The organism is Micromonospora sp. ZG13 (genome assembly GCF_059359355.1).
The window spans coordinates 40,912-59,173 of sequence record NZ_JCADBQ010000014.1 but is presented as its reverse complement, the minus strand read 5'-3'; the positions used below and the strand labels follow the sequence as shown (position 1 = coordinate 59,173).

The following is an 18,262-nucleotide window of genomic DNA, read 5'->3' as shown; positions in this document are numbered from 1 at the left end:
GGGACCTCTTTCCGTCGGGGCCGGCGGCCGGGGTCACCACCACGTCACCGGCCGGTACGCGTTGGCCAGCTCGACGAGCGCGATCCGCTCCCGCCGGTCGGCGGTGCGTCGGGCGCGGGAGCGGCACCGGCGCTCGAACGCGCGGCGCAGGGCGCCCTCGTCGAGCCGGTGACCGAACAGCCGCCGGTCGTCGTGGCGTCCCTCAGTCAGGTCGCAGTCCAGCGCGATCCGCAGGATGTGCGCCTCCACCTCCTCGCGTTCGCCGAACGGGGGCAGCTTGTCGACGATCGCGGCGGCGTCGAGCGCGGCGTCGAGCCGGCGCCCGTCGTCCGGCGCGTCGAGCAGGATCCGCACCGCGCAGGTAACCGCCACCGTCGAGGCACGGGAGGACTCCGGCACCCGCAGCAGGGCGTCGGCCGCGCTGCGCGCGTCGGCCGTCGCCAGCAGGCAGCGGGCCAGCCCGAACGCCGCACCCACCACGCCCGGGTCGGCGTCCCACACCCCCCGGTAGTGGTCGGCGGCCGTCCGCGGGTCGCCGTCGAGTTCGCAGGCCACCGCGTACGCGAGCCGGGTGGACACCTCGCCGGGCAGCCAGCCGTAGACCTGCTCGAAGCGGCGTCGGGCGGTGGCGGTGTCCCGCCCCACCAGGGCCACCAGGCCGCGGTGCCACCACAGCGCCCAGTCCCGCAGGTCCTCGGGGAAGTCGGCGAGCAGCGGGCCCGCCTCGGCCACCCGTCCGGCGGCGAGGTGCGCCCGTACGGCGCGGTAGGTGACCTGTGCGGTCCGCTGCGGCGCGGTCTTCAGCAGCTCGATGAGTTCGGCCGGGTCGGCGGCGCCGAGCGAGGCGAGGAACCCGGCGGCCGGGTCGGTGCCGTCGACCAGGGGTACGGGCAGGCCGAGCATGATCTCCACGACGTCGAGGGCGGCGCGGTCGGTGTGCAGCGCGAACGCGCACGTGGACGGGCTGAACAGGGTGGAGCGGGTCGGCCGGGGCACGCCGTCGGTGGCGGAGCCGACCTGCCGGCGTACGCCCCGGACCTGCTCGCGCATCTCGGCCGCCGAGGCGAACCTGTCCTCCGGCTCGGCGGCGGTGGCGCGGGCGAGCAGCCGCAGGAACGGGTCGAGCCGCGCGGGAACGGGCAGCCGCAGCAGGTCCGCACCCGGCGGGATCCGGGTCACCTCGGTGGAGCGGGGCACCAGGGTCAGCGCGGCGAGGGTACGCCCCACGGTGTAGAGGTCCGACCGCACGCTGGGACCGGCCGGCCCGAGCCGCTCCACCTCCGGCGCCGTGTAGCCCACCGTGCCCCACGCCGGGCTGACCGTGTTGTCGATGCGGCGGGCCGCGCCGAAGTCGACCAGCTTGATCGGGTCGTTGGTGCCCTGGCCGCCGACGCGCATCACGTTCTCGGGCTTCAGGTCGCAGTACAGCCAGCCCTGGTCGTGCAGGTACTCGAAGGCGTCGAGGATCTGCACGGCGTACCCCAGCGCCTGCGCCACGTCCACGGCGCAGGACCCGCCGCCCGGTCCGGCCGTGCTGCGCGCCTCCTCCAGGGTGCCACCGTTGACGTACTCCATCACCAGGTAGCCGCCGTCGCGGTCGGACTCGGGCCGCAGCGCGTGGGTGATGGTGACGATCCTCGGGTGGTTCAGCGCGATCAGCGCCTGCCGCTCGGCGACGAACGCCGCGACGGCCTCCCGGTCCTCCGGGTTGCGCTGTCCCTTCAGCACCCGCCAGGCGCCGTCCATGTCCTCGTCGCGGGCGAGGAACACCCACCCGACGCCGCCGTTGCCCAGGCAGCCCTCGATCCGGTAGCGCTCGGCGCGCAGGTCACCGTCGGCCAGCGGCGGGGTGAAGGAGTAGCGGGTGCCGCAGTCGGGGCAGAACCCGGCGACCCGGGGCAGCCGGGGACCGCGGTGCCGGTGGCATCTCGTGTTGCCGCAGTAGCGGGAGTGCTCGGGCACCACCGCCTGCGACACCACCGCCGTCAGGGGGTCGTGGGGCCGCGCGGTCGGCAGCACGGCCGGTCGCTCCCACGGCCGCGACGTCGTCCGGGGCGGTCGCGGATCGGCCACGGGCGGCCGGACCGCCGCGCCACCCACGTCGGCCCCGCCCGCGCCGAGGCACTCGTGGCCCCACAGCCGGCAGAACCCGTCCTCGTCGACGGCGCCGGGGCAGTTGCGTTGCGCGCAGTCGCGGTTCACCGTCATCGCGTACCCCCGTTCACGGCCCGCTGGTAGGCCCGCACCGCCCGGCTCGCGTCGGTCAGCGCGAAGGCGTCGGGTCGCAGCGCGGCCAGCGCCTCCCGGTAGGCACGCTCGACCTGCGGGTGCTCGGCCCGGCCCTCGTCGGCGGCCTTCTGCCGGTACGCCTCCAGCCGCCCGGTCAGCTCCGCGTGGCAGCCGCGGCGCAGTCGGCGCCGCGCGGTGTCGGTCCGCTCCACCGCCCGGTCGACGGCGGCCCCCAGCGACCCGTCGTCGCGTTCCGGCTGGACGTCGCCGCGCCACCACTGGCCCCGGCCCGCCGCCTCGGCGGCGCCGAGCCGGTCGAGCAGCGCGTCGACCGCGAGCGCCGCCACCGGGTCCGTCCCGTCGCCCAGCCCCTCGGCGGCGGCCTCCGCCGCGAGCCGCCGCAGCCGCTCGACCGAGGAGCGCAGCCGCTGCGCCCGGACCGTCAGCCGGTCCCGGCCGTGCGCGTCGACGATCCGGCGGATCCGGGCCACGTGCTCGCGGGCCGCGACCAGGATCTCCTGGACGCTCATCGCCTCCACGGTCACCGGCTCGCCGGTGGCCGCGGTGAACCGGACCTGGCACGGGTCGGCCAGCAGCCGGGCCAGCACCTGAGCGCCCGCGCCCGTCGGCTCCTCGACGCCGTCGAGGTCGTCCACGAGCCGGTCGAGGGCCAGCGACAGGCAGCCGAGCCGGTGCAGCAGGCCCCGGGCCTCCTGGGCGGGCGCGGCGGCCGGGCCGTCGGGCTGCCGGAAGGCGTCCGTGACCAGCTGCTGCACGTCGAGCAGGTGCTCGCAGACCCAGGCGTGCGCGGCCAGGGCGGCGTCGAGGCGTTCGCGCACGGCCATTCCCCCACCGCCCATCAGTCGGCCGGCGCGGGGGTGGCCGGCGCGGGGTCGGGCGGCGGCCAGGCCGTGGTGGCCGGCCCGGGCGAGGGCATGCCCCGGTCCCGGTGGCCGGCGAGCCACCGGTCGTGGGCCTGCTGCCACACCGTCGCCGTACGCGGCTGCGCCAGCACGTGGTTGACGAACGCGACCAGGTCCCGGCCGTCGGTCAGGCGGAACGCGAAGGCGTGCGGCTCGTCGGTGAACCAGGTGCAGTCCTCGTCCCGGTGGTGCTCGCAGGAGCGCCGCTCCTCCCGGGGCGCCTCGGTCACCAGGGTCGTGTCCGGGGCCATCCGGGCGAAGCCCAGCAGGATGTTGTCGTCGGTGCTGACGCCGTCGACCTGGCCCTGACGCAGCATGACCAGGCAGTCGACCGGGTGCGGAGCGTGCACCGGGACCGGCCGCAGGCCTCCCGTGGTGCGGTAGCCGGCGATCATCGCCAGCGAGGTGGTGTTCGCGGCGGCGCAGACCCGCCGGCCGCCGAGCTGTTCCATGCCCGCGAACTCGGGTGTGCCGTCGGGGCGCTTGCGGACCAGCACCGTCTGCCCGGAGTCGAGGTAGTCGTTGGAGAACAGCACCAGCCGGGCCCGCTCGCAGGAGGCCGTGAGCGACGTGGCGACGACGTCGATCTCACCTTTGTCCAGCATGGTGAAGGCACCCTGGCCGGGCGGCACCGCCTTGAAGGTGAGCCGGCTGCGCGGGTCGTCGGCCGGCCAGAGGGCGCGGGCCACCGCCAGCATCAGCTCGATGTTGAAGCCCTCGAACCGCTGGCTGCTGGCGTCCCAGTGGCTCATGGTGGCGTCGGACGGGTCCACGCCCGCGACCAGTTCGCCCCGGTCGAGGATCCGGCGCGGGGGCGTCGGGTCGGGCGGGAAGCTGCGGCGTACGGGGCAGATTCCGCCGGTCGCGTCGGTGGTCGGCGCGGTCGCCACCCCCGGTGGCCGCGCGGGGGGCGCGGGAGCCGGCGTCGCGGGGGCGGCGCACCCGGCCAGCGTCGCCAGGAGCGCGAGGAACGCGGCCCGGCGTCGGGTCCGCGTGGAGGTCGGCCGGGGCGTGGTCACTGGTACTCCCGGTGGCGCTGGCGCAGTCCGGCGACCACACCGGCGGCGGCGAGCAGGGTCACCCAGGCGGCTGCGGCGCCCAGGTGGCGGCGCGCCTCGGGCAGGTCGGCGACCATGCGGGAGACCTCCTCGTTGCGGGTGGTCAGTTCGGTCAGCAGGTGCCCCTCGGCGGCGACGAACGCCCGGCCCGCCGGTCCCTCGGAGAGCACGGTGTCGACCGCCGCGCGGAACGCGTTGGGGGTCTTGATCTGCCGGGCCGGCCAGACGTCCTCCTCCAGGTCGGTGCAGTCGATCCGGTCCGGTGTCTCCCGCCCGGCGGCGGGGGCGAGGCAGAGGTCCCGGCTGTCGAAGTCCGCCTTGTGCCCGGCCGGGTCGACGCTCGCGCCGAGCCCCAGGTAGACGTCGGCCCGGCCGGCGAGCAGGGCGCCGAGCCGCTGCTGGGTGGCGCTCTGCGCGTCGATCGCCCGTTCCAGCTCCGGGAACCCCCGGTCGGCGTCAGGCCAGTGCCACCACGAGGAGACCAGCATGGCCAGGACCGCCGTGGTGCCCACCGAGGCCAGCAGCAGGCCCGGGTTCAGCCGGCGCCGGGTTCGCCGGCGCAGCCATACCTGGACCACCACCAGCGCGGCGAGCGCGGTCAGCGGGACCAGGATCGACGCGGCCAGCCACGGGCGGGCGTCGGCGCGGGCGTCGAGCAGCAGCCTGGTGTCGTAGTTCCACAGGCCCTGGGCGGCGGTGAGCAGCTCGGTGGACATGTAGTGCGACGCCTGGCGCGCGTACGCGGAGGCGAGCACCGCGCGGGCCGCCGGGCTGCCCGTCCCGGCCTGTTGCGTCGTCGCCGGCGGGCAGGGGCGCCGGTTTCCCGTGGCCGTCGCGGACAGCGGACCGGCCACCCGCAGGGCGGCGCACACCACGTCGCGGTAGACCTTCAGCCGGGCGGCGATCGTCGCCAGTCGGGTCAGGCGGGCCGGGTCGCCCACGGCGTTGCCCATCGAGTCGGTCAGCGTGCGCTCGACCTCGTGCACGGACGCGTCGTAGGCGGCCACCAACGAGGCCCGTCGGTCCTCGGTCGGTGGGAGCAGGAAGACGGCGCTGGCGGCGACGTCCGCGTCGGCGAGGCCCTGGTAGATCTCCCGGGCGGTCGTGCTGGTGCCCACGGCGGTCGCGGCGGAGCGTTCGCCCAGCGTGGTTGCCGACGGGCGGGACTGCACGGCGACGACGGCGGTGGCGGCCAGCGCGGCGAGCAGCACGGCGCCGCTGAGCACGATCAGCGCCGGGGTCGTCCGGAGGACGTCGCGGAGCCGGCCCGTCCCGGCCGGGCGCGCCGGCCCGGCGGACCGGTCGGCCCCGGTCTGGTCCCCCGTGTGCGACGCCATTCCCGTCCTCCCGCTCGCGAGGGCCCCGTCCGGCGCCCTCCTGGCGGAAGGCGTCGCGGCACCGGTGGCGGCCCCGTCCACCCCGACGGCGGCCGTCGGCGCGAGGGCCGGCAGTCGGTCGGGTGATCACGGACGGGGGAGGACCAGGGTGGCATTTCCGCTGCCCGGGCGGCACACGTGTGTCCGGTATCTGACCTGAGCGTGACCGTGCGAACACGCGCGGAGAGGGTCAGGGCGCCGGGTCGTCGGCCTCGCCGCGGGCCGGGAAGGCCAGGGCCAGCGTGAGGTCGAGGACCGTCGCCGGGTCGGTCAGGCGATCGCCGTACAGCTCGCGCAGCTTGCCCATCCGGTAGCGCACGGTCTGCGCGTGCACGAACAGGTCGGCGGCCACGTCGTCGCGCCGGCCCTGGTGCAGCAGCCAGGAGCGCAGGGTCTCGGCGAGCCGGTCGGCGGTGCCGGGCGGCAGCGACGCGAGCGGCGCGAGGACCCGGGCGCGCAGGTCGGCGAGCCCTTCCGGGTCGGTGCTGAGCACCAGCTCCGCGAGGTGCTCCTCGGTGTCCAGCGCCGGCCCGTCGTCGGCCGGGCGCAGGCCGAGCGACAGGGCCCGGACCGCCCGCTGGTAGGACGAGGCGACCACGGTCCAGGGCCGGGCGGGGCCGAGCACGGCGCGGCGGCCGTGCAGCACCCGGGCGAGCTGCCGCCGCCGGTCGCCGTGTGTGTCGGGCACCAGCAGCACCGCCAGGTCCTCGCCCGCCCCGCCTGCCGCAAGGTCGTCGCCGCTCTCCAGGGTGCGCGGGTGCAGCAGCGCGAGCGCCGCGCGGAGGTTGGCCCGGGGCAGCAGGACGACGGTGAGGCTCTGCGGCGGCGGCCAGTCGGCCCGCTCGGCGCTGCGCAGCAGGGCCTCCTCGGGCTCCCCGGCAAGCAGCCGCTGGGTGAGCCGTTCCAGGTTGCGCCGCCGGGCCCGTCCGGCGCTGGCCAGCTCGTCGGCGTGCCCGGCCACGCTCGCGGCGGAGAGTTCGTCGATGTACGCGAACATCAGTTCGGCGAACTCGGCGACGGTCGCGGCCGACGACCCGCCCTGCACGGTGGTGGTGGACATCTCCCGCCAGGAGACCCGGGCGCCGACGCGGTACGCGGCGAGCAGGGCGTCCATGCTCCGGCCGGAACGCGCCTCGCCACTGCCGAGGGCGTACGCGGCCTCCAACGCGCCGCCGAGCGGGATGCTCGGGTCGCCGCCGTGGGAACGCCCGATGAGCTGGAGGAACGTGCCGAGGGCGAGCTGCACCGCCGTCTCGATCTTCTCGCGCATCTGGCCGGTGAGGGTGCCGGAGTAGCTCGGTACCTCGGCGGTGATGGCGGTGATGGTGCGCTCGGCGAGCAGGGGGAGCCGCTCGTGCAGCTCGCCGGCCACCCGGGCGTCCAACTCGAGCCGGGCCGCGCGCCGCGTGGCCTCCGAGCGTTCGGACACGTTGTTCCCTCCGCACAAAAAGCCTCGTCCGGTTCACCTTCGCAGGTCAAGATTTTATGCCATTCGGCGGGCGACCATCGAATCATGACCACCACCGTCCCGAACCCCTCCGGGAAGGCGGCCCTGCGGGGCCGGATCCTCCGGCTGGCCGCGTCGGTCACCACCCCGCTGCTGCCCGACGACTACCTCGACATGGTCGCCCCGCTGCGCTCCGGCGCCGACCTGCGCGGGCGGATCCTCGCCGTACGCCCCGAGACCGCCGACGCGGCGACGCTGGTGATCCGGCCCGGCCGCGACTGGCGCGGGCACACCCCCGGGCAGTACGTCCGCCTCGGCGTCGACGTCGACGGCGTACGCCAGTGGCGGGCCTACTCGGTGACCTCCGCGCCGCAGCGCCGGGGCGGACCGATCTCGGTGACCGTCAAGGCCATCCCCGACGGGGTCGTCAGCAACCACCTCGTCCGCCGGACCCGGCCCGGGACGCTGGTGCAGCTCGACCAGGCCCAGGGCGACTTCGTGCTGCCGGGCCGGCCGCCGGCCCGGGTGCTCTTCGTGACGGCGGGCAGCGGCGTCACCCCCGTCATGGGGATGCTGCGCGCCGACGTGCTGGGTGGCGCCGACGTCGTCGTGGTGCACTCGGCGCCCACCCCGGACGACGTGATCTTCGGCGCCGAGCTGCGGGACCTCGCGACGCGGGGCGCGATCCGGCTGGTGGAGCGGCACACCGACAGCGACGGGCTGCTCACCGTGGCCGACCTCGAGCGCCTCGTGCCCGACCACCTCGACCGGGAGACCTGGGCCTGCGGCCCGGTCGGCCTGCTCGACGCCCTCGAGGAGCACTGGACGGCCGCGGGGCACGGCGACCGGCTGCACACGGAGCGGTTCCGCCCCACCGTCATCTCGGCCGGCGAGGGCGGCGCCGTCACCTTCGTCCGCTCGGGCGTGACCGTCGCCGCCGACGGCGCGACCCCGCTGCTCGACGCCGGCGAGAACGCCGGGGTGCTGATGCCCTCGGGCTGCCGGATGGGCATCTGCTTCGGCTGCGTCCTGCCGCTGCGTCAGGGCGCGGTTCGGGACCTGCGTAACGGGGAACTGACCACGGCGGTGCCCGGCGACGGCGTCCGCATCCAGACCTGCGTGTCGGCGGCGGCCGGCCCCTGCGACATCGACCACTGACCGGAGTACCTGACGTGACCGTGATCCAGAACAAGCCCGTCAACCCGATCGCCCACCTCACCGCCGAGGACATCGAGACCATCGGCAAGGAACTCGACGCGATCCGCGAGCGGGTGGTCGCCGACCGGGGCGAGCGCGACGCCGCCTACATCCGCCGGGTCATCTCCACGCAGCGCAAGCTGGAGATCGGCAGCCGGGTCGTGCTGCTGTTCTCCCTCTTCCCGCCCGCCTGGATCGTGGGCACCGCAGGCCTGACCGTGGCCAAGATCCTGGAGAACATGGAGGTCGGCCACAACGTCCTGCACGGCCAGTGGGACTGGATGCGCGACCCGAAGATCCACTCCACCACCTGGGAGTGGGACCACGTCTCGCCCGCCGAGCAGTGGAAGCACTCGCACAACGAGCTGCACCACACGTACACGAACGTCCTCGGCAAGGACAACGACCTCGGCTACGGAATCATGCGCGTCGACGAGGACCAGCGGTGGCACCCGTTCCACCTGGGGCAGCCGCTGTGGAACTTCATCAACGCCTGCTTCTTCGAGTACGGCATCGCCGCGTACGACCTGGAGCTGGGGCGCAACCTGCGCAAGGGCCGGCACAAGAGGCCGGAGTTCCGGGCCCGGGCGCGCGCCGTGGGCCGCAAGATCCGCCGGCAGGTGCTCAAGGACTACGTCGTGCACCCGCTGCTGTCCGGGCCCTCGTTCCTGCACACGCTGGCCGCCACCTTCACCGCCAACCTCCTGCGCAACCTGTGGAGCCACTCGGTGATCATGTGCGGGCACTTCCCGGAGGGCGTGGAGACCTTCTCCCGGCGCTCGATCGAGGGCGAGACCCGCGGCGAGTGGTACCTGCGGCAGATGCTCGGCTCGGCCAACATCAGCGGCAGCCGGCTGATGCACATCATGACCGGCAACCTGTCGTTCCAGATCGAGCACCACCTCTTCCCGGACCTGCCCAGCAACCGCTACCAGGAGATCGCCCCCGAGGTGCGGGCCCTGTTCGACCGGTACGGGCTGAAGTACACCACCGGCTCGCTGCCCCGACAGGTCTTCTCGGCGTGGCGGAAGGTCGTCCGGCTCTCGCTGCCCAACCGCCAGACGCCCCGCCGCGCCGACGAGCGCCCCGCCCCGGCCCTCGCCACCTCCGGGGTCTGATCCTCCTCCGGCACCGCCGCCCGCCGCGAAACGCGCTGGGCGGCGGCGCCGGGTCCGCGTACAGTCGGGGCATGGAGATCAGGCGCTTCTTCGCCGCCGCGGCCGCGCGAGCTTCGCGCTCGTCGGTCGCCGCCGCCTGACCTCACCATCTCCCGCCGGCGACCGGAAACGGTCCGCCGGCTTCTCGTCTCCGTCGGCCCGCCGGTCTCCCGGTGGTCGGACCCTTTCCGGTCGTCCGAACCCGGAAAGGCCACCGCCATGACGTACGACCCGATCAGCCGCACCTTCCTCGACTTCTTCCGCGAGCGCGGCCACGAACTCGTGCCCGACGGCTCCCTGATCCCGCCGCCGGGTGACCCGGTGCTCTTCACCACCTCCGGCATGCACCCGCTGACCCCCTACCTGGAGGGTCGACCCCACCCGCTGGGCCGGCGGCTGGTCAACGTGCAGCGCTGCCTGCGCACCACCGACCTGGACGAGGTGGGCGACCGCACCCACCTGACCCTGTTCCGGATGCTCGGCTCCTGGTCGCTCGGCGACTACGACCTGCCCCGCAGCCTGCGGTGGGGCTACGAACTGCTGCGTGACGGTTTCGGCGTGCCGCACGACCGGATGCACGTGACCGTCTTCGGCGGCGACGACCGGGTGGGCCCGGACGAACCCTCGCTGCGTACGTGGGGTGAGCTGGGTGTGCCCGTGGAGTTGACCGGGGAGGAGAACTGGTGGTCCAACGGCCCGACCGGGCCCTGCGGACCCGACACCGAGATCTTCGTCTGGACCGGCGACGGCCCGCCCCACGGCACTCCGGGCACCGACGAGCGGTGGATGGAGGTCTGGAACCACGTGGGGATGCGCTACCACCGGCACGGCGACGGCCGACTGACGCCGCTGCGGCAGCCCAACGTGGACACCGGGATGGGCCTCGAACGGCTGGAGATGGTGCTGCGCGGGCACCGCTCGGTCCACGAGGGCGAGGGCCTCGTGCCGTGGGTGCGGGGCGTCTGCGACGTGTGGGGCCTGCGGGACGCGTCGCTGCGCGTGGTCGGCGACCACCTACGCACGGGCGTGGTGGTGGTCGGCGACGGCGTACGCCCCTCGAACACCGGCCGCGGCTACGTGCTGCGCCGGCTGTTGCGCCGGACCCTCACCACGCTGTGGCGCGACGAGGCGTCCAGGACCCTGTCCGACCTGCCGACCGCGCCGGTGCGACACACCCTCGACAGCTTCCGCCAGCCCGTGACCGTCGACGAGGTGCGCGAGGTGTTCACCGGCGAGGAACGGCGGTTCCGGGAACTGCTGCGTCGCGGCCGGCCGGTGGTCCTGCGGCGCCGGTCCCGGGGCCCGCTGACGGACGCGGACTACCGGGACCTGCACGACACCCACGGGCTGCCCCGCGACCTCGTCGACGGCCTGCTCGCCGAGGCGGGCTGACCCCGCCGCCCGCGCGCCGCCCGTCGTCGTGGCCGACGCTTCCGGCCGCCTCCTCGACGACCTTCCTGCCGATGAAGGGCGATCCGCGACGGCAGGGCGTCGATGCGAGGGTCGTCCGCCGTCCGGCCGGTACCGGGACACCCCGGTGCCCGGCCGGACGGCGGGCCGCGCCGCTACCGGGCGTAGGTCTCGAACTCGGCGACCTTGGGGCTGCCGCCCGAACTGGTGATCCTGAAGGTGATCTTGGCCAGTGACGTGGCGGGGAAGGTGATCGCGCCCGCCCCGCTGCCGGAGGCCAGGACGGCGCCGCTGCCGTGGTTGACGAGCTGCCAGGACCCGATGCTGCCCTGGGTGCCCGAGGGCTCACGGATGACCACCCTGGACACCGTGGTGGCGGAACCCCACTTGATGGAGATGTCCCCGGTCGCGCCGGCCGGCGACCAGTACGTGCTCAGGCTGCCGTCGCGCACGTTGCCGTAGCTCGTGCCGCTGGCCTTGCTGGAACCGTCGGAGCCGGCCCCGATGCTGAGGTTCGGCCCGGCGGGCTGGGTCGGCGTCGGCGCGGGGCTGGTCGGCGCCGGGGTCGGGCTGGTCGGCCCCGGCGCGGGGCTGGTCGGCGCCGGCGTCTGCGGCGAGCAGCTGCCGTTCGACTCCCGCAGGCCCGTGTTGGCGCCCGCCGTCTGGCGGACGACGTCCGGCACGCAGCTGGCCGCGTCGAGGCTGTAGGCGTACGGGATGCTGACGGTGGTGTTGGACTGCGGGTTGGGGCCGGCCGGGTTGTTGTCGCTGCCGGGGCTGGACCAGGTCACGTTGTCGAAGATGTTGCCGGCGACCTGCCAGTAGCCGGCCTCGCTGGTGTAGAAGGTGCCCAGCACGTCCTTGGAGTTGCGGAAGTAGTTGTTCTCCACCTTGGCCCTGGCGCCGGCGCGGGAGTTGATGCCGGACTCGTGCAGGCTCACGTAGTGGTTGTTGTAGATGTGCGCGATGCCGCCGCGCAGCAGGGGCGTACGGGAGTCGATGTTCTCGTACAGGTTGTGGTGGAACGTGACGAAGCCGTTCGAGCGGTCGCTCTCGCTGGAGCCGATGAGGCCGCCCCGGCCGGAGTTGCGCAGGATGCTGTAGGACAGGGTCACGTACTGGGTGTCGTCCTTCATGTCGAACAGGCCGTCGTAGCCCTCCGACTCGCCGCCGGAGGCCTCCAGCGTGGCGTGGTCGACCCAGACGTTGCGGACGCCGCTCTCCATGCCGATGGCGTCGCCGCCGTTGGACGTGGGTGAGCCGGACTTCTTGACGTTACGGACGGTCACGTTCCGGATGATGATGTTGCGGGACTCGCGGATGTGGATGCCCAACTGGTCGAAGACGGCTCCGGTGCCGACCCCGATGATCGTGACGTTGCTGATCTGCTTGAGCTCGATCACGCCGGCGGCGGTGCTGCAACTGTTGCCGGACACCTTGGCGGTGTTGCCGTGGTTGATCGTCCCCTGGACCTCGATGATGATCGGGGTGCTGCTGCTGGGCCGGGTGCACAGGGCCGTGTGGATGCCGGTCCCCGTGCTGACCCGCACCGTCTGCCCGCCCGCCCCGCCGGTGGTCCCGCCGTTCTGGGTCGCGTAGCCGGTGGCGGCGCCCGCGGCCGCCGACGCCTCGTGCATCGGCAGGACCGCGACGCCGATCGCGGCCCCGACGGCCGTCGTGGCCAGTGCCACCTGGAGTCGCAGTGCGACTGGTCGTCTCATCTTCGCCTCGTCTCTCAGTTCGGATACGGGTGTTGCTGCGTGTCTGTCGTGTCGGCGGTCCGCCGGGGGCCGTCCGTCGCCGGCCGGTCGTCGGTGGACGTCCGCGTGGAACTCGCCCCGCTGTCGATCGCTCGGCGGTCGCGCCGCCGGCCCCGACCGCCGAGGTCGTCGGTGCCGGCGCGGGACACCGTGCGCGCGCTCCCGCCCGCTCCGCCCGTGGTGCCGCCCGTCGTCGCCGCTGCCCGGAAAGCGCTTTCCAGCGAGGATAGGGAGATGTCTATGCCCATGGCAAGGGCGTGCCCGGATTGCGGGGTGATGGGCTGATGCGTCCGGCGGCGCGGCGCGTCCGGTGGGCGCGGCGGGGTGGTGCGCCGGCGGGCCGGATCAGTCAGGATGACCTGCGCGAGGGCGTCGCCCGGCCGCGCCGCGGCCGACGGCCCGCCCGACGACGGAAGGAGACCCGTGTCGTCCACCCTGCTCTCCCGTCGCGACCTGCGCTTCCTGCTGCACGACTGGCTGGAGGTGACCCGGCTGACCGAGCGGCACCGCTACGCCGAACACTCCCGGGAGACCTTCGACGCCGTGCTGGAGCTCGCCGAGCGGGTGGCCACCGAGCGGTTCGCCCCGCACAACCGGGCCGCCGATCTCGCCGAGCCCACCTTCGACGGCCGTCGGGTGCACACCATCCCGCAGGTCAAGCAGGCCCTCGACGTCTTCGCCGAGACGGGGCTGCTGGGTGCCGGCATGGACGCGTCGGTCGGCGGCATGCAACTGCCGCACGTCGTGCAGGCCGCCTGCTTCGCCTGGCTCCAGGCCGCCAACGTCGGCACCTCGGCGTACCCGCTGCTGACCCTCGGCAACGCCAACCTGCTGCTGGCGCACGGCAGCCCCGAGCAGATCGACACCTGGGTTCGGCCGATGGTGCAGGGGCGCTTCTTCGGCACCATGTGCCTCTCCGAGCCGCACGCCGGCAGCTCGCTGGCCGACATCACCACGCGCGCCGAGCCACAGGACGACGGGACGTACCGGCTGCACGGCACCAAGATGTGGATCTCGGGCGGCGACCACGAGCTGTCGGAGAACATCGTCCATCTCGTCCTCGCCCGGATCCCCGGTGGTCCGCCCGGGGTGAAGGGCATCTCGCTGTTCATCGTCCCGAAGGTGCTGCTGGCCCACGACGGCGCGCCCGGCGCCCGCAACGACGTCGTGCTGGTCGGCCTCAACCACAAGATGGGCTACCGCGGCACCACCAACACCCTGCTCAACTTCGGCGAGGGCGTGCACCGGCCCGGCGGGCGCCCCGGCGCGGTCGGCTACCTGGTCGGCGAGCCGCACCAGGGCCTGGCGCAGATGTTCCACATGATGAACGAGGCGCGCGTCGGGGTGGGCGCCGGCGCCACCGCCCTGGGCTACACCGGCTACCTGAAGTCCCTCGCGTACGCCCGCCAGCGGCCGCAGGGCCGCCCGCTGGCCGACAAGGACCCGGCGACGCCGCAGGTGCCCATCGTCGCCCACCCGGACGTACGCCGGATGCTGCTGGCGCAGAAGAGCTATGTGGAGGGCGCCCTGGCGCTGGTCCTCTACTGCGGCCGGCTGCTCGACGAGGAGAAGACCGCGCCGGAGGCGGCCGACCGGGAGCGGGCCCGCCTGCTGCTGGACGTGCTCACCCCGATCGCGAAGAGCTGGCCCTCGCAGTGGTGCCTGGCCGCCAACGACCTGGCCATCCAGGTGCACGGCGGCGCCGGCTACACGCGGGACTACGACGTCGAGCAGCACTGGCGCGACAACCGGCTCAACCCGATCCACGAGGGCACCCACGGCATCCAGGCGCTGGACCTGCTCGGCCGCAAGGTCACCATGCGCGGCGGGGCCGGGCTGGCGCTGCTCGTGGAGACGGTCCGGGGCACGACCACCCGCGCGTGGAAGGTCGGCGGCGAGGCCGCCGAGCTGGCCGCCGCGCTCGGCGCCGCCCTCGACCGGGTCTCCCTGGTCACCCGGCGGCTGTGGGGCACCGGCGAACCGGAGGTGGCGCTGGCCAACGCGAGCGTCTACCTGGAGGCGGTGGGCCACGTGGTGATCGCCTGGATGTGGTTGGAGCAGCTCCTCGTGGTCGAGGCGGCCGGCGGCCCCGGCGACGGCCCGGACGCCGACCTGCACGCCGGCAAGCGGCAGGCGGCCCGGTTCTTCTTCCGGCACGAGCTGCCCCGCACGGCGGCCCAGTTCGACCTGCTGGACAGCCTCGACCGGACCACGCTGGAGATGCGCGACGACTGGTTCTGACGGCGTGCGCCACCTGCCTATCCTTGCCAGTCATGAACCCCGGTGACGTGTCCGTCCCACCGTCCGCCGCCGGCGCCGAGGAGCGACTGGAGATCCTGCGCCGCTGGTGGCGGCTGCCGGCGCCCGCCCGGCGCGAGGTCCGGCTGCTCAGTCGCTCCGGACGACACCACGCGGATCGGGAGGTGGCCTGGGTGGCCTGGCGCTGGGCGCAGGTCGTGCTGCCGCCGGGGGCACCGGAGCCGGGCCGCGCCCGCAACCTGCTCAGCGCGGCCGGCTTCTGGGTGCAGATCCTGCTGGAGCTCGGTCTCGGCGGCGATCCGACGGACCCGCCCGAGCCGCGCTGGCTCGACCGCCGCCGGGCCCGGCGCATCCTGCGGGCCGGCCCACCCGTCGGCTGAGGGAGGCGGAGGTCCGGCCGCGCCCGAGCGAGGGTCGGTGACCCGTGCCGGTCGAGCTGGGGTCCCGCCGGCCGGCGCCGGTCCAGGCTGGGGTCCCGCCGGCCGGTTCGTTCGCCCCGCCGCGCGAGCGGGACGGTCTCAGCCGTCGGCGAGCAGCCGGTCGCGGACCTCGCGGCGCAGGATCTTGCCGATCTGGGAACGGGGCAGGTCCTCGACGACGACCACGCGGCGGGGGACCTTGTACCCGGCCAGGTGCTGCCGGCACGCCGCCCGGACGTCCGCCTCGTCGGGCTGGGTGCCCTCGTCGGCGACGACCGCCGCCACCACCTCCTCGCCGTGCGCGCCCGGCAGGCCGACCACCGCGGCGTCGCGGATGCCGGGTACGCGTCGCAGCGCGTCCTCCACCTCCGACGGGTAGACGTTGAACCCGCCGGTGATGATCAGCTCCTTGATCCGGTCGACCACGCTGACGAAGCCGTCGGCGTCGGCCACCACGACGTCTCCGGTGCGCAGCCAGCCGTCGGGCAGCAGCGCCGCCGCCGTCTCCGCCGGGCGGTTCCAGTAGCCGGCGAACACCTGCGGCCCCCGGATCAGCAGCTCGCCCGCCTCGCCCGGAGCGCGCTCGCGCGACGGGTCCTCCGGGTCGACGATGCGGATGTCGGTGGACGGGAACGGCACGCCGACCGTGCCCGGCCGCCGGGCGGGGGAGACCGGGTTGCCGAGCGCGACCGGCGAGGTCTCGGTCATGCCGTAGCCCTCGACGAGCAGCCCGCCGGTGACCGACTCCCACAGCTCGACCGTCGCCGGGGGCAGCGCCATGGCGCCGGAGATGGCGTACCGGGCCGAGGAGAGGTCGACCCCGCGCTCCCGGGCGGCCGTGGCCAGCTTCTCGTAGATCGGCGGGACGGCGGGCAGGAAGGTCGGCGGACGGCGACGCACCGTGTCCAGCGTCTGGTCGAGGTCGAAGCGGGGGAAGAGCACCAGCGTGGCGCCGATGCCCACCGAGAAGGTGAGGCAGAGCGTCAGCCCGTACGCGTGGAACAGCGGCAGGACCGCGTACACCGTCTCCTCGCCGTCGCGCAGGCCGGGCACCCAGGCGCGGCCCTGCGCCGCGTTGGTCCGCAGGTTCCGGTGGGTCAGGATCGCGCCCTTCGGGGTGCCGGTGGTGCCGCCCGTGTACTGCAACAGCGCCGTGTCGTCCGGGCCGGGGGCGGGGTGCGCGGCGGCCAGCGGGCCGGCCTCGGCCACCAGCCGCTCCCAGGACAGCGCTCCGGGCGCGGGCCCGGTCATCGCCGCGCGGGTGGCCCGCGCGCGAGCCAGCGGTAGCCGCAGCGCCCAGCGCTTGCGCCGGGGCAGCGCCCGGGTCAGGTCCACCGCGAGCACCGTCTCGACGGCCGTCGCGCCGACGGCCCCCTGCACCAGGGGAGCGACCTTGTCCCAGACCACCGCGACCCGGGCGCCGTGGTCGGCGAGCTGGTGGGTGAGCTCCTGCGGGGTGTAGAGCGGGTTGTGCTCCACCACCACCGCGCCGATCCGCAGCACGGCGTAGAACGCGACCACGTGCTGCGGGCAGTTGGGCAGCACCAGCGCCACCCGGTCGCCCCGGCCGACGCCGAGGCGGCGCAGCGCCTCGGCCGCCCGGCCCACCTGGTCGTCCAGGTCGGCGTACGTGGTGGTGGCGCCGAAGAAGTCCAGCGCGACCCGGGGGCCGAACCGGCGGGCGGCGTCGCGCAGCAGGTCGACCAGCGACTCGTCGGACGGCGTGACGGTGGCTGGCACGCCCGGGGCGTAGCTGCGCAGCCAGGGTCGCTCCGCGCTCAGGTCCATCTCTCTCCTCCGCCGTACGTCCATCGTCCTACCACACGGTAACCTACGGTCGCGTAGGTCCCGACGTCCTGGACGCACCACGAGATCCGGCCGGTGCTGGCGGCGATGCTGCTGATCGGCGCCGACGGCGCCGCCCGGCGGGTGGCCGGGCCGGTCCTGCGGGCGACCGCTCGCCACCTACGGCGGGGCCGCCGCGCTCGACGTCAGCGGTGCCCGGCGGAATGGCGGATGGCCTGCCGGCCCTTGACCACCGCCAGCACGATCACCACGGCCAGCGCGACCGCACCGATGATCACGAGCCAGCGGACCGCCTCCAACAGCAGCCCGAGCAGGACGAGCGCGCCCGCGACGACGCCGACGACCCAGAGCAACGTCCGCATGTCCACCTCCCGTGGCTCCGACCGCGTCGTGCGGCCCACGGGAACTCCTTCCCGGTCCGTCCCGCACCATGCCGCCGTCGGCGACGCGGCTGTCGTCGACGGGCGGCCCCGTCAGCGCTGGGCGACGTAGACGGTGTTGGCCGAGCGCCCGCCGGTCAGCGGGTTGGCGAACGGGACGACGTGCGCCCGCGCGGTGCGGAACACCTCGCTCAGCGTCGCCTCGAAGTCGGGATCCGGCGGGTCGTCCGACCAGAGGGCGAACACCCCGTCCGGGTGCAGGTGGGCGGCGAGCCGGCGCAGGCCGTCGGGCGTGTAGAAGCTGGCGTGGCTCGGGTGCAGCACGTTGCGCGGCGAGTGGTCCACGTCGAGCAGCACGGCGTGGAACCGCCGCCCCGGCTCCCGCGGGTCGAACCCGCTGCCGTCGGCGACCGCGGCGAAGAAGTCGGCCCGCACGAACCGGGTACGGGGATCGGCGGCCAGCCCGGCGGCGAAGGGGAGCAGTTCGCGCCGGTGCCAGTCGATGACGTCCTCGATCGCCTCCACCACCAGCAGCGAGCCGACCCGCTCGTCGGAGAGCGCGGTGCGGGCGGTGTAGCCGAGGCCGAGGCCGCCGACGACCACGTCGAGGCCCTGCCCGGACAGGGGGGCCAGGCCCAGCCGGGCCAGTTCGATCTCCGCCACGGGGAAGAGGCTCGACATCAGGAACTCGTCGTCGAGCTTGACCTCGTACACCTCGACGTCGAGCTGCGGGTCGCGGCGCCGACGCAGGCTGATGAGGCCGATCGGGGTCTCCCGCCAGGCCAGTTCCTCGAATCGCACGCCCACGGGCCCGGATGCTACCCGCCGGCACCTCGGGTCC

Annotated in this window: 15 protein-coding genes; 5 read left to right on the top strand and 10 right to left on the bottom strand. The window is 74.6% G+C overall.

The genetic code is table 11. From position 1 onward, the window contains the following. Positions 1-33: 33 nt before the first annotated feature. The 5 genes from AC5L34_RS23890 to AC5L34_RS23870 form a co-directional block, all read right to left on the bottom strand. Positions 34-2,208 (bottom strand): serine/threonine-protein kinase, encoded by a 2,175-nt coding sequence (locus AC5L34_RS23890; protein ID WP_494827052.1) that lies wholly within the window; start codon positions 2,206-2,208, stop codon positions 34-36. Then, positions 2,205-3,068 carry a hypothetical protein gene (locus tag AC5L34_RS23885; RefSeq protein WP_441176979.1) on the bottom strand — a complete coding sequence of 288 codons (864 nt, stop codon included), beginning with the start codon at positions 3,066-3,068 and terminating at the stop codon, positions 2,205-2,207. The genes AC5L34_RS23890 and AC5L34_RS23885 overlap by 4 nt, the downstream gene beginning before the upstream one ends. 20 nt (positions 3,069-3,088) lie before the next feature. Next, positions 3,089-4,171, bottom strand: coding sequence for a transporter substrate-binding domain-containing protein (locus AC5L34_RS23880; RefSeq protein ID WP_441176978.1), 1,083 nt, complete (start codon positions 4,169-4,171; stop codon positions 3,089-3,091). Next, on the bottom strand, positions 4,168-5,547 hold the full coding sequence (locus AC5L34_RS23875) for a GlnX family signal transduction membrane protein (RefSeq protein ID WP_494827050.1): 1,380 nt from the start codon (positions 5,545-5,547) through the stop codon (positions 4,168-4,170). Before AC5L34_RS23875 ends, AC5L34_RS23880 begins: the two co-directional genes overlap by 4 nt. A gap of 229 nt (positions 5,548-5,776) precedes the next feature. Continuing rightward, positions 5,777-7,015, bottom strand: coding sequence for a PucR family transcriptional regulator (locus AC5L34_RS23870; RefSeq protein ID WP_441176976.1), 1,239 nt, complete (start codon positions 7,013-7,015; stop codon positions 5,777-5,779). Positions 7,016-7,099: 84 nt separating this feature from the next. Here AC5L34_RS23870 and AC5L34_RS23865 point away from each other — a divergent pair, with 84 nt between their 5' ends. From AC5L34_RS23865 to AC5L34_RS23855, 3 genes are all read left to right on the top strand, one after another. Then, the gene (locus tag AC5L34_RS23865; RefSeq protein WP_441176975.1) at positions 7,100-8,191 is read left to right on the top strand and encodes a ferredoxin reductase; all 1,092 of its coding nucleotides are present in this window, start codon (positions 7,100-7,102) and stop codon (positions 8,189-8,191) included. Between the two features lie 14 nt (positions 8,192-8,205). Further along, positions 8,206-9,348, top strand: a complete 1,143-nt coding sequence (locus AC5L34_RS23860) for a fatty acid desaturase family protein (protein WP_441176974.1) — start codon at positions 8,206-8,208, stop codon at positions 9,346-9,348. 258 nt (positions 9,349-9,606) lie between these two features. After that, the gene (locus AC5L34_RS23855) at positions 9,607-10,779 is read left to right on the top strand and encodes an alanine--tRNA ligase-related protein (RefSeq protein ID WP_441176973.1); all 1,173 of its coding nucleotides are present in this window, start codon (positions 9,607-9,609) and stop codon (positions 10,777-10,779) included. Positions 10,780-10,952: 173 nt separating this feature from the next. On the opposite strand, the gene AC5L34_RS23850 is transcribed toward AC5L34_RS23855, so the two are convergent. Continuing rightward, positions 10,953-12,518, bottom strand: a complete 1,566-nt coding sequence (locus AC5L34_RS23850; RefSeq protein ID WP_494827047.1) for a pectate lyase family protein — start codon at positions 12,516-12,518, stop codon at positions 10,953-10,955. 14 nt (positions 12,519-12,532) lie between these two features. Beyond that, entirely contained in the window at positions 12,533-12,991 is a 459-nt protein-coding gene (locus AC5L34_RS23845) for a hypothetical protein (protein WP_494827046.1), read from the bottom strand. Between AC5L34_RS23845 and AC5L34_RS23840 the strand changes: the two genes are divergently transcribed. Continuing rightward, a complete protein-coding gene (locus AC5L34_RS23840; protein ID WP_494827044.1) occupies positions 12,981-14,798 on the top strand; it encodes an acyl-CoA dehydrogenase in 1,818 nt (605 codons plus the stop codon). The genes AC5L34_RS23845 and AC5L34_RS23840 overlap by 11 nt on opposite strands. Positions 14,799-14,830: 32 nt before the next feature. Next, complete coding sequence (locus AC5L34_RS23835; RefSeq protein WP_494827043.1) at positions 14,831-15,196, top strand: hypothetical protein; 366 nt, start codon at positions 14,831-14,833, stop codon at positions 15,194-15,196. A gap of 138 nt (positions 15,197-15,334) precedes the next feature. Here AC5L34_RS23835 and AC5L34_RS23830 read toward each other — a convergent pair whose 3' ends face one another. The 3 genes from AC5L34_RS23830 to AC5L34_RS23820 form a co-directional block, all read right to left on the bottom strand. Next, positions 15,335-17,023 carry a long-chain-fatty-acid--CoA ligase gene (locus tag AC5L34_RS23830; RefSeq protein WP_494827041.1) on the bottom strand — a complete coding sequence of 563 codons (1,689 nt, stop codon included), beginning with the start codon at positions 17,021-17,023 and terminating at the stop codon, positions 15,335-15,337. Positions 17,024-17,226: 203 nt separating this feature from the next. Beyond that, a complete protein-coding gene (locus AC5L34_RS23825) occupies positions 17,227-17,442 on the bottom strand; it encodes a hypothetical protein (protein WP_441177002.1) in 216 nt (71 codons plus the stop codon). A gap of 72 nt (positions 17,443-17,514) precedes the next feature. After that, on the bottom strand, positions 17,515-18,228 hold the full coding sequence (locus tag AC5L34_RS23820; protein WP_441176967.1) for a polyamine aminopropyltransferase: 714 nt from the start codon (positions 18,226-18,228) through the stop codon (positions 17,515-17,517). Positions 18,229-18,262 lie beyond the last annotated feature (34 nt).